Source organism: Streptomyces sp. MMS24-W38 (genome assembly GCF_059889265.1).
Map to the genome: position 1 here is coordinate 6302178 of NZ_JCBCPP010000001.1, position 13779 is coordinate 6315956.

Here is a 13779-nt window from a genome sequence, read left to right on the forward strand (position 1 = left end):
GTCATGGTCCGTCATGTTTCGTCGCAGTTCGTCGCAGCCCGTCGCGTCACGTCTTGTCTCGTCGTGACCGGCCGCGGCATGGAGACACCGCGCGACCGATGGCTGTGACAGCGCATGGTCCAGGTCGCGACGACGGTCGAGGCATTCCGTGTTTTTGCAGGCTCTGCATATTTGCGTATCCTGCACGACGTGAGCGACAGAGACCCGGCGGACGGCGGGCTTCGGGGACGCAAGAAGCGGGCGACCCGTGCCGCCCTGGTGGCGGCCGCGGTGCGGCTGGCGGCCGAGCACGGCGCGGAGAACGTCACCGTCGACGCGATCAGCGAGGTGGTCGGCGTCTCACCCCGCACGTTCTTCAACTACTTCGACTCCCGTGACGAGGCGTTCGTGATGGTGGGCGCGGAGTCGGGTGTGCGTGTCCGGCAGGCGGTGCTCGCCGCGCCCGCCGACACGCCCCCGCTGGCGGCGCTGCGTGACGCGCTGGCCGCGGAGCTGGGGGAAGTGGAACAACAGCACGAACTGTGGCGCCTGCATTCCGAGGTGCTGCGCAGATCACCGCACCTGCTGGCGCGGAGCCTCGGCGCCCGCGTCGAGGACGAGTTCCTCCTGGCCGAGACGCTCGCGGAGCGCATCGGCGCCGGATCGCCGCTGTTCACGGGGGACCGTCCCCCTCTCGGGTCGGCCGAGGGCCAACTGCGGAGGAAGGCCCTGGGGCTGTATCCGAGGCTGCTGGCCGCCGTCGGCACCACGGCCGCCCGCGTGGCCGTGGAGCACTGGTGCGTGCGGCAGGACGAGGCCTCCTTCGAGGAGGTCTTCCGATCGGTGTTCGACCACGTGGCCACCGGACTCCCGGGACCGGTCGAACCCGTCGAGCACGCCGAACCCGTCGAAGGGGCCTGACCCCCTCCGCCTCTCACGGAACGGCTGCGCGTCGTCCCCGGCACGCGTGATCCGTCCCTCTCGCTCTTCCCTCTCACACTCTTGACCGCTGCGAAAGAACCGAAGTGAACTCAACACCGGCGCCCGTGGAGGCGTCACCCACCGCCATGACCCACCGGCAGATACTCCAGGCCATGTCGGGGCTGATGGCGGGCATGTTCGTCGCCATCCTGGCCGGCACCGTGGTCGCCAACGCACTCCCGCGCATCATCGCCGATCTGGGGGCCAGCCAGTCCTCCTACACCTGGGTCATCACCGCCGAACTGCTGGCGATGACGGCGACGGTGCCCCTGTGGGGCAAGCTGTCGGACCTGTTCAACCAGAAGCTGCTGCTCCAGCTGTCCCTGTCCCTCTTCATCGTCGGCTCGCTGCTCGCGGGCTTCTCGCAGGAGGTGGGACTGCTGATCTTCAGCCGCGTGGTGCAGGGCATCGGCGCGGGCGGTCTCACGGCTCTGGCGCAGGTCGTGATGGCGGCCATCATCCCGCCGCGCCGGCTCGGCAAGTACGCGGGCATCTTCGGTGCCGTCTTCGCGGTCGGCACCGTGGCCGGACCGCTCATCGGAGGTGTCCTGGTGGACACGTCCTGGCTCGGCTGGCGCTGGTGCTTCTTCATCGGGGTGCCGTTCGCGCTGCTCGCCATCGTGCTGCTGCAGCGCACCCTGAAGCTGCCCACCGTCCGCCGTGAGGCGAGGATCGACTTCCTGGGCGCCTTCCTGATCGTCGCGGGTGTCTGCGCCCTGCTCATCTGGGTCTCGCTCGCGGGGACCGAGTTCGACTGGGTCTCGTGGCAGACCGCCGCTCTGACCGGCGGGGGAGTGCTGCTGCTGATCGCCGCGGTCGTCGTCGAGTCGCGCGTGCCGGAACCGATCATCCCCCTGGGCATCTTCCGCAACCGCACCGTGACGCTCACCACCGTCGCCAGTCTCCTCGTCGGTGTGGCCATGTTCGGCGGCACCGTCTTCCTCTCGCAGTACTTCCAGATCTCCCTGGGCAAGTCCCCGACGATCGCGGGTCTGATGAGCCTGCCCATGATCCTGGGCCTGCTCGTCTCCTCGACCGTCGCCGGGCAGATCATCACCAAGACCGGCCGGTGGAAGGTGTACCTGGTCGCGGGCTCCATCATCATGACGGCGGGCCTCGGGCTGCTGTCCACCATCGACGTCGACACCCACTTCGGCCTGCTCGGCACCTACATGGCGGTCATGGGCATCGGCGTCGGCATGCTGATGCAGAACCTGGTGCTGGCCGCCCAGAACGACGTTCCCGCCACCGAACTGGGCGCCGCCACCTCGGTGCTGTCCTTCTTCCGGAGCATGGGCGGCACCATCGGCACCAGTGTGCTCGGGGCGATCCTCGCCAACCGGGTCGCCACCGAGATGACCAGGAGCCTGACGGAAGCGGGCATCCCGGCCGGTGCGAACGAGTCCGGTGGGGGTGGGGTGCCCGACATGGCGACGTTGCCCGGGCCGATGCGGGAGATCGTGGAGCGCGCCTACGGGGTCGCCACCGCGGAGCTCTTCCTCGTGGCCACGCCCGTCGCGGCCCTCGCCGTGATCGCCGTGCTGTTCATCAGGGAGAAGCCGCTGAAGGACACCAGCGGCATGGAGCGGCTCACCGCGGAGTCCGCGGACTCCGCCGGTACGGCGGCATCGCCGGCCGGCATCGGCTGAGGCGCGCACGCCCTGTGGGGCGGCGGAGTGCGGAGGTCTTCCGGCGGAACGCCCGGAGGGCCTCCGCGCTCGTCACGCCCCCTCGGGGGACTCACCCGGCGCCGGGAAGGACCTCCTCCGCGCCGTCCTCGACGGTGGTCGGCAGGACCGGCTTGGCGGCGCGGCCGGAGCCGATGGAGGATGGGAAGAAGGAGACACGCCGTTCACGGTGCTCTCCTCGGCGTGCACCTCGAACGCGGTGCCGGACACCGCGAAGGAGGCGGCGATCGCCCCCCTGGGCGGAGGGAGATGCCCACGGCCCCACAGCCCCACGGCCAGGGTGCAGGGGACGAGCACGACGGTCCATGGGAGCGTGGTGACATGGCCGGCGACCCCGCACACACCGGGCCGGGCACGGGCCCCGCACCCGGCCCGGACACCCGCTCCGGGCCCGTCCCGTTCGCGCCGGGCTCCCTCCTCTGGGACATCGTCGGCGACGTCCGGATCCTGCTCTCCCTGCCGGCCGCCCTGGTGCTCCAGGTCGCCCACCCGGCGGTCGGCGCGGGCGTCGACGACCACTCCGTGTTCCGCACCGACCCCTGGGGCCGGGCCGAGCGCTCACTGAACTCCCTGCAGCTGTGGGTCTACGGCGGTGAACAGGCCCTCGAGGAGGGCCGCAGGCTCCGTGAACTGCACAAGGGCATCAGCGGCACCGACACCCGCGGCCGTGCCTACCACGCACTGACCCCGGCCTACTACGCCTGGGTGCACGCCACCGCCTACCCCGTCTTCCTGAGGGCCGCGCAGTACCTGTCCCGCCCGCTCGACGAACCGGACGAACGCCGCCTCTACGACGAACTCCTCGACCTCGGGGCCATCCTCGGCATCAAGCAGCGCGACATGCCGCGCACCCCGGAGGAGTTCTGGCCGTACTTCGACACGATGGTGCGGGAGGAACTGGAGAGGACGGCCGTCCTGACGGAACTGCTCGACCCGCGGCGGCCGATCCCGCCGCCGGACGGCGCGGGCACGCTCCTGCGCCGGCTCTGGCCGGTGCTCCGCCCGCCCCTGGCACGACTGCACGTCTTCGTCACGACCGGCCTGCTCCCGCCCACCGTCCGTGACCACCTGGGCCTGGCCTGGACGGCACGTGACGAACGACGACTGCGCCGCTCGGGCGCCGTCGTCCGCACGGTGGTCCCGCTCCTGCCCGAGCGCCTGCGCTACCTGCCCACGGCCCGGGCGGCCCGCCGCGCCGCCCGGCGGTGACCCCGAGCCCGGCACGGCGCGGCCTGAACGGCCGGTGACCGTTTCCCGGCCGTCCCCGGTGATGCGCATCCGGCGCGGGCGCGCACCACACGCCCGGCGTCAGCCGGGGCGGCGCTGGTCCTTGTCCTTGCCCGGGTCGACGCCGGTGAAGGCGGAGTCGTCCCTGGTGCCGCTCGGGCGCCGGGAGCGACCTCGGCGTCCGGTGTCGCGCATTCCCTTCTCCGCGTCGCCGCCGTACTCCTCGCCGCTCTTCGTGCCGCTCCCGACCGTGTCCCCGGGGACGGACCCACGTTCCTGCTCGGACTTCCTGCGTCCCTTGCCGGGGGGCGGGGCGTGCTCGTCCGGGTGGAAGGAGCGCCGGGCGCTCGGGTTGTCCTGCTGGCGTGTCTCGTCGACGTCGGGGGCCCAGCCGTGCTGCTCGGTGCCCTTGTGGCGGCTCGGGCCCTCGCCGTGCGAGGGCTGCGATGGCTTCTCTTTCCTGGACATGTGCCGGCCTGCCTGTCGGTTGTCGTGTCGGCCACCCTGTCGAGTGCCCGATATTCACCAATTGTCCCAACTGGTGGCGAACTCGCCTCCCGGCCAGGTGGACCCGAAGGGTCACCCGCGCGAGCGATGCCCGGGGGTCATGCCACCACCGGAGGGCGCGAGGGTCCGACGATGCCCGGACGGCCGCGGTACGACGGCGGCCGCGCCTTCGAGGGAGAGCCGCCATGCGTATTCTGCTCGTCGCCAGCGCGTACAACAGCCTCACGCAGCGTGTCCACGCCGAACTGTCGGAACGCCGCCACACCGTCGCAGTGGAGGTCACACCGCACGGCGAGGACGTGCGCCGTGCCGTGCGCCGGCACGATCCCGACCTGGTCGTGGCCCCCATGCTGAAGACCGTCGTGCCGCCTGACGTCTGGGTGGCGCGGACCTGCTTGATCGTCCACCCCGGTCCCGTGGGGGACCGTGGGCCGTCCTCACTCGACTGGGCCCTCCAGGAGGGAGCCGCCGAGTGGGGCGTCACCGTGCTGGAGGCCGTGGCCGAGATGGACGCCGGCCCCGTGTGGGCGACGACGAACTTCGCCGTGCCGGACGTGGCGAAGAGCGACCTGTACCGGGGCGAGGTGTCCGACGCGGCGCTGGAAGCCGTCCTGCTCGCGGTCGACCGGTTCGCCTCCGGTACGTACGTGCCCCGGCCGCAGGACGACTTCACCCGCTTGCCGGGTGCCAGGACCCGGCCGCCGCTGCGGCAGAAGGACCGGGGCATCGCCTGGGACACGGACTCCACCGAGACCGTCCTGCGCAAGCTGCGCGCCGCGGACTCCCAGCCGGGCGTGCGCGACGAACTTCTCGGCCGCGAATGGTTTCTGCACGGCGGCCATGCGGAGGACCGGCTCCGCGGCCGCCCGGGTGGGCTCCTGGCGACCCGCACCGGCGCGATCTGCCGGGCCACGGCGGACGGCGCGGTCTGGATCCCGGAACTGCGGGCCCGCACCGGCCCGGGACGTCCCCGGGCCTGCAAACTGCCCGCCACCCTCGCCCTCGCCGACCGCCTGCCAGCCCTGCCCGAAGTCCCCGCGGCACCGCAGCCGCCTCCCGGGGCCCGGACCTGGCAGGACATCCGCTACCGGGAGGAGGGGCAGGTCGGCTTCCTGACCTTCTCCTTCCCGGGCGGTGCCATGGGCACCGACCACTGCCGCCGTCTGCTGGACGCCTACCGGGCGGCCTGCTCCCGCCCCACCGGCGTCCTCGTACTGGGCGGTGGCCGGGACTTCTTCTCCAACGGCATCCACCTGAACGTCATCGAGGTGGCGTCCGACCCGGCTGCCGAGTCCTGGGCCAACATCAACGCCATGGACGACCTCGTCGAGGCCGTCCTCACCACGACCGACCGGTTCGTCGTCAGCGCGATCGGCGGCAACGCGGCCGCCGGCGGGGTCATGCTCGCCCTGGCCGCGGACGAGGTCTGGTGCCGCTCCGGTTCGGTCCTCAACCCGCACTACCGGCTCATGGGCCTGTACGGCTCCGAGTACTGGACGTACACCCTGCCCCGCCGGGTGGGTACCGCCACGGCGGAACGGCTCACCGCCGAGGCCGTGCCGCTGACGGCCTCGGCGGCGCTCGGCATGGGGCTCGTCGACCGGGTCCTGCACTGCGGCCCGGAGGACTTCACCGACGACGTCACCCGAACGGCCGTACATCTGGCGGCCCTTCCCTCCGTTCAGACGCGTCTCGCGGCCAAGAAGGCGGAAGCCGAGCACCGGGAGGCCGCCTCACCTCTCGCCCATCACCGGGAGCAGGAACTCGCCCGCATACGGAGCATCTTCGACGACCCAACGGCCCCTTACCACGCCCTGCGCCGGGCCTTCGTGCGCAAGGAACCCGCGGCCACCAACGGAGGCGGTCCGGATGCGGCTCTCGCCGGACGGGCCGACTGTTAGCAGAGAACGAAGATCCGAGCGCGGGTCTTGCCGCACCCTCCAGGAGGCGTTCCCATGAGCGCAGCATCGCCGACCACGGTCGAGGAGCCCGGCGCGACGGGCACGTCCGGCTCCGAGGAGAAGCCGATCCACATCCTCTGGATCAACGCCGGACTGAGCTGCGACGGCGACTCCGTCTCCCTGACCGCAGCCATGCAGCCGAGCATCGAGGAGATCGCGCTCCAAGGACTGCCGGGCCTGCCGAAGATCGCGGTGCACTGGCCGCTGATCGACTTCGAATGCGGTCCGGTCGGCGGAGCCGACACGTTCATCGAATGGTTCTTCAAGGGCGAACGAGGCGAGATCGACCCCTTCGTCCTGGTGATCGAGGGATCGATCCCCAACGAGACCATCAAGCAGGAGGGGTACTGGTGCGGCTTCGGAGACGACCCCGAGACCGGGCAGCCCATCACCACCAGCGAGTGGATCGACCGGCTGGCGCCCAAGGCCCTGGCCGTCGTAGCCATCGGCACGTGCGCCACCTACGGCGGCATCCACGCCATGGCCGGCAATCCCACCGGTGCGATGGGCGTGCCCGACTACCTCGGATGGGACTGGAAGTCGAAGGCGGGCATTCCCATCGTGTGCGTGCCCGGCTGTCCGATCCAGCCCGACAACTTCGCCGAGACGCTGACGTACCTGCTCTACCAGGCCGCCGGTTCGGCGCCGATGATCCCGCTCGACGACAAGCTCCGGCCGACCTGGCTGTTCGGTGCCACCGTGCACGAGGGCTGCGACCGGGCCGGCTACTACGAGCAGGGGCAGTTCGCCACCAGCTACGACTCGCCCAAGTGCTCGGTGAAGCTCGGCTGCTGGGGGCCCGTCGTCAAGTGCAACGTGACCAAGCGTGGCTGGATGAACGGCATCGGCGGCTGCCCGAACGTGGGCGGTATCTGCATCGCGTGCACCATGCCGGGCTTCCCCGACAAGTTCATGCCGTTCATGGACGAACCCCCCGGCGCCAAGGTCTCCAGCACCGGGAGCGGCGCGTACGGCGCCGTCGTCCGCAGGCTCCGCACGATCACGGCGCGGACCGTGGACAAGGAGCCGAGGTGGCGCCACACGGGAGACAAGATCACCACCGGCTACCGGCCGCCGTGGTGACAGCACCGCCGGCGGCAGCACCGCACACCGAACCCACCTCCCTCGCGAACAGCTGACGAAGGGCACCGCACGTACCATGGCAAAGACGACGACCGGTGAAAAAACCGGCCTGGTGGAGATGGCCTGGGACCCGATCACCCGGATCGTGGGCAGTCTCGGCATCCACACGAAGATCGACTTCAAGCAGAAGCGGGTCGCGGAGTGCTACAGCACCTCGTCGGTCTTCCGCGGCTACAGCGTCTTCATGCGCGGCAAGGATCCGCGTGACGCGCACTTCATCACCAGCAGGATCTGCGGCATCTGCGGTGACAACCACGCCACCTGCTCGGTGTACGCGCAGAACATGGCGTACGGCGTGAAGCCTCCGCACCTCGGGGAGTGGATCATCAACCTCGGCGAGTCCGCCGAGTACATGTTCGACCACAACATCTTCCAGGAGAACCTGGTAGGGGTCGACTACTGCGAGAAAATGGTCCGCGAGACCAACCCCGGCGTCCTCGAACTCGCCGAGCGCACCGAGGCTCCGCACGCGGCCGACCACGGGTACCGCACCATCGCCGACATCATGCGCTCCCTCAACCCCCTCGAAGGCGAGTTCTACCGCGAGGCGCTGCAGGTCAGCCGCTACACCCGGGAGATGTTCTGCCTGATGGAGGGCCGCCACGTGCACCCCTCCACCCTGTACCCCGGCGGCGTCGGCACCGTCGCCAGCGTGCAGCTGTTCACCGACTACCTGAGCCGTCTCATGCGGTACGTGGAGTTCATGAAACGTGTCGTCCCGCTCCACGACGACCTGTTCGACTTCTTCTACGAGGCACTGCCGGGATACGAGGAAGTGGGCCGCCGCCGGGTGCTGCTGGGCTGCTGGGGAGCGCTCAACGACCCCGAGCACTGCGACTTCACCTACGCCAACATGACCGACTGGGGCCGGCGGATGTTCGTCACCCCCGGCGTCATCGTCGACGGCAAGCTCGTCACCAACGACCTCACCGAGATCAATCTCGGCATCCGCATCCTGCTGGGCAGCTCGTACTACGAGGACTGGCAGGGCCAGGAGCAGTTCGTGACGAACGACCCGCTCGGCAACCCCGTCGACCCGCGGCACCCGTGGAACCAGCACACCATCCCGGCTCCGCAGAAACGGGACTTCGACGACAAGTACAGCTGGGTCATGTCCCCGCGCTGGTTCGACGGCAAGGACCACCTCCCCCTCGACACCGGTGGCGGCCCCCTCGCCCGGCTGTGGTCCACCGCGCTGTCCGGTCTCGTCGACATCGGGTACGTCAAGGCCACCGGCCACAGCGTCGTGATCAACCTGCCGCGCACGCTGACCAAGCCGGAGACCACCTTCGAGTGGAAGATCCCCCAGTGGAGCAACGCGCTGGAACGCAACCGCGCCCGCACGTACTTCCAGGCCTACGCGGCCGCGGTCGCCCTGCACTGCGCCGAGAAGGGCCTCGAAGAGGTCCGCGCCGGGCGCACCCAGACGTGGGAGAAGTTCGAGGTGCCGGACGAGTCGATCGGCGTCGGCTTCACCGAGGCGGTCCGCGGCCTCCTCTCGCACCACGTGGTCATCAGGGACGGCAAGATCGCCAACTACCACCCGTATCCGCCGACCCCGTGGAACGCCTCGACCCGCGACACCTACGGCACCCCCGGCCCCTACGAGGACGCGGTGCAGAACACGCCGATCTTCGAGGAGAACCCGCCCGAGAACTTCAAGGGCATCGACATCATGCGCACCGTGCGCAGCTTCGACCCCTGCCTGCCCTGCGGCGTCCACATGTACGTCGGCGGCGGGAAGACCGTGAAGTCGATGCACGTGCCCACCGGGCTGAGCGGACTCGCCGGATGAGCACGACGACCGCCGCCACCACCGCGGAGCAGGCCGGCCGGCGGGTCGAGGAGATCCTCGACCGGCTCGCCGGCGCCGGGGACCCCCAGGCGAGCCGGACCGCCGAGGAACTGGTGCGCGTCCTCATGGAGTTCTACGGCGCCGGGCTCGCCCGCGCCGTAGAACTCCTGGGCGCCGGGAGGTCCGGCGACCCGCTGGACCCGCTGCTCGGCGACGAACTCGTCGCGAGCCTGCTCGTGCTGCACGGGCTGCACCCCGATGACGTGCACACCCGCATCGCCCGCGCCCTCGGCGGCCTCCCGCACGCCGTCGAGAACGCGGGCTTCGACCCGGCGGTCGGCGTGCTGCGCCTCAAGGTCACCGCCTCAACGGGCTGCGGCTGCCCCAGCACCCAGGATTCCGTCCGGCAGGCGGCCGCCGACTCGCTCGCCTGCTTCGCCCCCGAGGTGACCGCCGTCGAGATGGAACCCGCCGGCGCCTCCCGCGAACCGGCGCTGCTCCAGATCGGCACCGCACCGCCGAACCCCGGCACGGGCGGTCGCCGCCGACCGCCGGCCACCGCGCCGTGAGCGCGCGCGGACCGCGGCCCACCGCCGACCGCCGCGGCCTGAGCCGCTTCACCGCCCCCCGGCCGCCCCGCGAGGAACAGTGCGAACTGTGCGGAGCTCCCCTCGCCGGTGAACGCCACCCGCACCTGGTCGACACCGAGAAGCGCGCGCTGGCCTGCGCGTGCGGCCCCTGTGCACAGTTGCTGGACCGCTCCGGCGGTTCGGAAGGCCGCTTCCGCGCGGTACCCGGCCGCTGCCTGAGCGACCCCGAGCACCGGCTCGACGACAACGCCTGGGACCGACTGCGCATCCCGGTCGGCGTCGCCTTCTTCTTCCACAACTCCGCCCTCGACCGGCTGGTCGCGCTCTATCCGAGCCCGGCCGGAGCGACCGAGAGCGAACTGGAACCGGACTCCTGGCAGGCCGTCCTCGCCGGGACCCGCCTCGCCGCACTGCTCGAACCCGATGTGGAGGCCCTGCTGTTGCGCCGGCACCACGGTCGCACCGAGTGCTATCTGGTGCCGATCGACCTCTGTTACGAACTCGTGGGCCGGATGCGCCTGCGCTGGCAGGGCTTCGACGGGGGAGCGGAGGCCCGGGCCGACCTCGACGCCTTCTTCACCCACGTCCGCGACCGGGCCCGCGCCCCTCAGGGGAGCAAGCCGTGACCGAGTTCTCGGAGTTCTCAAAGTCCTCGGGGTCCGCGGAATCCTCAGGGTTCTCGGGCTTCTCCTTCAGCTGCACCGGAGTACGCGCCGACGCCTACGCGGCAGGCCCCACCCTGGTGTTCCGGCTGCGGATCACCGCGTCCAGAGCGACCCGCGTCCACGCGCTCGCACTGCGCTGCCAGATCCGCATCGAACCCGCCCGCCGCGGCTACGACGACACCGAGGCCGCGGCACTGACCGACCTCTTCGGTGAACGCTCCCGATGGGGCAGCAGCCTCAACCCCGTGCAGTTCGCACAGGTCTCGGTGATGGTCCCCGGGTTCACCGGCGAGATCGAGACCGACCTGGTCGTGCCCTGCACGTACGACACGGACATCGCGGCGTCGCGGTACCTCCGGGCGCTGTCCGAGGGGGAGGTGCCGCTGCTGATGCTGTTCTCCGGCACCGCGTTCACCGGCGCCGGCGGCTTCCACGTGGAGCCCGTCCCCTGGGACAAGGAGACCGCCTTCCGCCTGCCGGTGAAGACCTGGCGGGAGATGATCGAGCAGCACTTCCCGGGCTGCGGCTGGATCCGGCTGCCGCAGGACGCCATGGACGCGCTGCTCGCCTACCGGTCGCGCCACGCGCTGCCGTCGTGGCAGGCGACCGTCGAGACGCTGCTCGACGCGGCGGGGGAGAGGACACCATGACCACCACCGCGTTCACCCCCGGCACCGAGGCCCGTCTCGCCGTCGCCCGCCACGTCGCGGACGCCGTCCTCTTCGAGGGCTATGTGCTCTACCCGTACCGGGCGTCGGCCGCCAAGAACAGGCTGCGCTGGCAGTTCGGCGTGCTCGTACCGCCCGCCTGGTGCGCGGCGGCCGAGGAACACGACTTCCAGCACACCGAGTGCCTGATGGAACCGAAGAGCGGAGCCACCCTCGCCGTCGAGGTCCGCCTCCTGCACACCCAACGGCGCATCGTCCAGCAGGCACACGCCGACGGGACGTACGAGACGGTGCGCGAACTGCATCTCGACGACCGGGTCCTGGTCCCCTGGGACGAGGGCCGGGAGGAGAAGGTCGACATCGCCCTGCCGGTGGCCGAGCTGACCGGCGACGGGGTGGCCGTCCCGTTCACCCGGGCCGCAGCCGAGGAGACCGAGCCCGTCACGGATGCCGACGGGCGGCCCGTGGGGCGCCTGGTCCGCCGTCGTGAGGAGATCAGCGGCGTCGTCCGGCTCTCCACGACCGAACTGGACGGCCCGTACCGCACGCAGCGCCTGCGCGTGGTCGTCGAGAACACCAGCCCCTGGCTGCCCGACGACGCCGGCGACCGCGACGCGGCGCTGCCGTACTCGCTGGTCGCCAGCCACGTACTCCTGCACCTGGACGCCGGGGCGTTCCTCTCCATGACCGACCCGCCCGAGTGGGCGAAGGGCGCCGTCGCGGCCTGCCGGAACCTGCACACCTGGCCCGTGCTCGCCGGCGAACCGGGCCGTGCCGACCTCGTACTGTCCTCGCCGATCATCCTCGAGGACCACCCCGCCATCGCCCCCGAGAGCCCTGGCGCGCTCTACGACGCCACCGAGATCGACGAGATCCTCGCGCTGCGCACCATCGCCCTCACCGACGAGGAGAAACGCGAGGCCAGAGGCACGGACGCACGTGCCGCGGCCGTGATCGAACTGGCGGACTCCATGCCGCCGGAGGTCCTCGAACGGCTGCACGGAGCGGTGCGGAGCCTGCGGGAGGTCACCGGCCCGCCGGACGAAGGGGACGACCCGCAGGGCGTGTTCCGCCCCGAGAGCCCCTGGTGGGACCCGGGCGGCGACACCGCGGTCGATCCCGACCGCGACCACGTCACCGTCGGCGGCCGAAGGGTACGCGCGGGCTGCCGCGTCGTCCTGCGGCCCCGGCTGCGGCACACCGACGCGCAGGACCTGTTCCTGAGCGGCCGCAGCGCACTGGTCGAAGCCGTACTGCACGACGTCGACGGAGGCGTGCACATCGCCGTGACCGTGGAGGACGACCCCGGCGCCGACATCCGCCGCGAACAAGGCCGGTTCCTCTACTTCCAGCCCGACGAGGTGGAAGCCCTGGAGGACGCGTGACCCCCACCGCACCACACGGCGCCCGCACCCTCGTCGCCGGTGTCGGCAACATCTTCCTCGGGGACGACGGCTTCGGCGTCGAGACCGCGCGCCGGCTCGCCCAGGAGGAACTGCCGACCGGTGTCGAGGTGGCCGACATCGGCATCCGCGGCGTGCACCTCGCCTACCGGCTCCTCGACGGCTACGACACGCTCGTCATCGTCGACGCGACCGCACGCGGCGGCGAACCCGGAACCCTGTACCTGATCGACGCCGGGACACCGGACGGTACCGGGCCGGCGGCGGACGTCCCGCTCGACGGGCACCACATGTCGCCCGACGCGGTCCTCGCCCTGCTCGCCACCCTGTGCGCCGGAACCGGCGCCACGCCCCCGCGTCGCACCCTCGTCGTCGGCTGCGAACCCGCCTGCCTCGACGAGACCCTCGAGCTCAGCCCCCAGGTCGCCGCCGCCGTACCGGAGGCGGTGCGGATGGTGACCGACCTCGTCCGGCAGGAGGCCGCCGTATGACACGCCGTCGCAGAAGGAACAAGGAGCACCCCGTGAAGAAGACCCTCATCGGCGGCATCACCGCCGTCACCGCCGTCACCGCCGCCACCGCCCTCGTCAGGGGAGTCCTCCCCGACATCAGGCGCTACCTGCGGATGCGCAGGATGTGAACCGGACGGCGTACGCAGGAGTGTGATCCCGGCGCGCCGGTCGGCCGGTCCGGGAGCGCGCGTCTGTAATGGGCGCCGGACAGGCAGCCACGGGCGCAGGACGGAGACCGATGCACGAGATGTCCATCGCGATGGCCGTCGTCGACCAGGTGGAACAGGCGGCCCGGCCCGCCGGGGCCACGGGCGTGGCACGCGTGGCCCTCGACGTGGGCGAACTGGCCGGTGTCGTCGCGGACGCGCTCGCCTTCTGCTTCGAACTGGCCTGCGCCGGCACCGTCCTGGAAGGCGCCGAACTGACCACCCGGACCGTCCCCGGCACGGCACGCTGCACCGGGTGCGGCGACGTGTGGGAGGTCGGCATGCCCCCCCGCCTGCTGTGCCCCGCCTGCGGACAGGCCGCGGCCGAACTGCTCTCCGGCCGCGAACTGCGCATCAGCGAGGTGCGGTGGGCCGCACCGGAACGACAGTCCGCACCGGCCGTGCCGCGGCCGGCCGACGCAACGTGAACCCGTCTTCGAGGTAACCCGTCTTC

The 13779-nt window shown here is 71.3% G+C and carries 14 protein-coding genes; 13 read left to right on the forward strand and 1 reads right to left on the reverse strand.

The window, feature by feature from the left end; translation table 11 throughout:
• Positions 1–180 precede the first annotated feature (180 nt).
• The 3 genes from AC6F7H_RS27680 (at position 181) to AC6F7H_RS27690 (ending at position 3857) form a co-directional block, all read left to right on the forward strand.
• Positions 181–900, forward strand: coding sequence for a TetR/AcrR family transcriptional regulator (locus tag AC6F7H_RS27680; protein WP_500762091.1), 720 nt, complete (start codon positions 181–183; stop codon positions 898–900).
• Between the two features lie 146 nt (positions 901–1046).
• Positions 1047–2609: an MDR family MFS transporter gene (locus AC6F7H_RS27685; protein WP_500762093.1), complete on the forward strand. Its 1563-nt coding sequence runs from the start codon at positions 1047–1049 to the stop codon at positions 2607–2609.
• A 360-nt stretch (positions 2610–2969) separates the two neighbouring features.
• A complete protein-coding gene (locus tag AC6F7H_RS27690; protein WP_500759827.1) occupies positions 2970–3857 on the forward strand; it encodes an oxygenase MpaB family protein in 888 nt (295 codons plus the stop codon).
• A 99-nt stretch (positions 3858–3956) separates the two neighbouring features.
• Here the strand turns inward: AC6F7H_RS27690 and AC6F7H_RS27695 are convergent, their stop codons facing one another.
• Positions 3957–4343 (reverse strand): hypothetical protein, encoded by a 387-nt coding sequence (locus AC6F7H_RS27695; RefSeq protein WP_500759829.1) that lies wholly within the window; start codon positions 4341–4343, stop codon positions 3957–3959.
• 224 nt (positions 4344–4567) lie between these two features.
• Here AC6F7H_RS27695 and AC6F7H_RS27700 point away from each other — a divergent pair, with 224 nt between their 5' ends.
• From AC6F7H_RS27700 to AC6F7H_RS27745, 10 genes are all read left to right on the forward strand, one after another.
• Positions 4568–6283 (forward strand): hydrogenase maturation protein, encoded by a 1716-nt coding sequence (locus AC6F7H_RS27700; RefSeq protein WP_500759831.1) that lies wholly within the window; start codon positions 4568–4570, stop codon positions 6281–6283.
• A gap of 54 nt (positions 6284–6337) precedes the next feature.
• Positions 6338–7426, forward strand: a complete 1089-nt coding sequence (locus AC6F7H_RS27705; protein WP_500759832.1) for an NADH-quinone oxidoreductase subunit B family protein — start codon at positions 6338–6340, stop codon at positions 7424–7426.
• 76 nt (positions 7427–7502) lie between these two features.
• The gene (locus tag AC6F7H_RS27710) at positions 7503–9281 is read left to right on the forward strand and encodes a nickel-dependent hydrogenase large subunit (RefSeq protein WP_500759834.1); all 1779 of its coding nucleotides are present in this window, start codon (positions 7503–7505) and stop codon (positions 9279–9281) included.
• Positions 9278–9850: a NifU-related iron-sulfur-binding protein gene (locus AC6F7H_RS27715; protein WP_500759836.1), complete on the forward strand. Its 573-nt coding sequence runs from the start codon at positions 9278–9280 to the stop codon at positions 9848–9850. The genes AC6F7H_RS27710 and AC6F7H_RS27715 overlap by 4 nt, the downstream gene beginning before the upstream one ends.
• On the forward strand, positions 9847–10497 hold the full coding sequence (locus AC6F7H_RS27720) for a DUF5947 family protein (RefSeq protein WP_500759838.1): 651 nt from the start codon (positions 9847–9849) through the stop codon (positions 10495–10497). Before AC6F7H_RS27715 ends, AC6F7H_RS27720 begins: the two co-directional genes overlap by 4 nt.
• Positions 10494–11186, forward strand: a complete 693-nt coding sequence (locus AC6F7H_RS27725) for a DUF6084 family protein (protein WP_500759839.1) — start codon at positions 10494–10496, stop codon at positions 11184–11186. The genes AC6F7H_RS27720 and AC6F7H_RS27725 overlap by 4 nt, the downstream gene beginning before the upstream one ends.
• Positions 11183–12589: a hypothetical protein gene (locus tag AC6F7H_RS27730; RefSeq protein WP_500759841.1), complete on the forward strand. Its 1407-nt coding sequence runs from the start codon at positions 11183–11185 to the stop codon at positions 12587–12589. Before AC6F7H_RS27725 ends, AC6F7H_RS27730 begins: the two co-directional genes overlap by 4 nt.
• Positions 12586–13098, forward strand: coding sequence for a hydrogenase maturation protease (locus tag AC6F7H_RS27735; RefSeq protein WP_500759843.1), 513 nt, complete (start codon positions 12586–12588; stop codon positions 13096–13098). The genes AC6F7H_RS27730 and AC6F7H_RS27735 overlap by 4 nt, the downstream gene beginning before the upstream one ends.
• 32 nt (positions 13099–13130) lie before the next feature.
• Complete coding sequence (locus AC6F7H_RS27740; protein WP_500759845.1) at positions 13131–13247, forward strand: DUF6893 family small protein; 117 nt, start codon at positions 13131–13133, stop codon at positions 13245–13247.
• A gap of 110 nt (positions 13248–13357) precedes the next feature.
• Positions 13358–13753, forward strand: a complete 396-nt coding sequence (locus AC6F7H_RS27745; RefSeq protein ID WP_500759847.1) for a hydrogenase maturation nickel metallochaperone HypA/HybF — start codon at positions 13358–13360, stop codon at positions 13751–13753.
• Positions 13754–13779 lie beyond the last annotated feature (26 nt).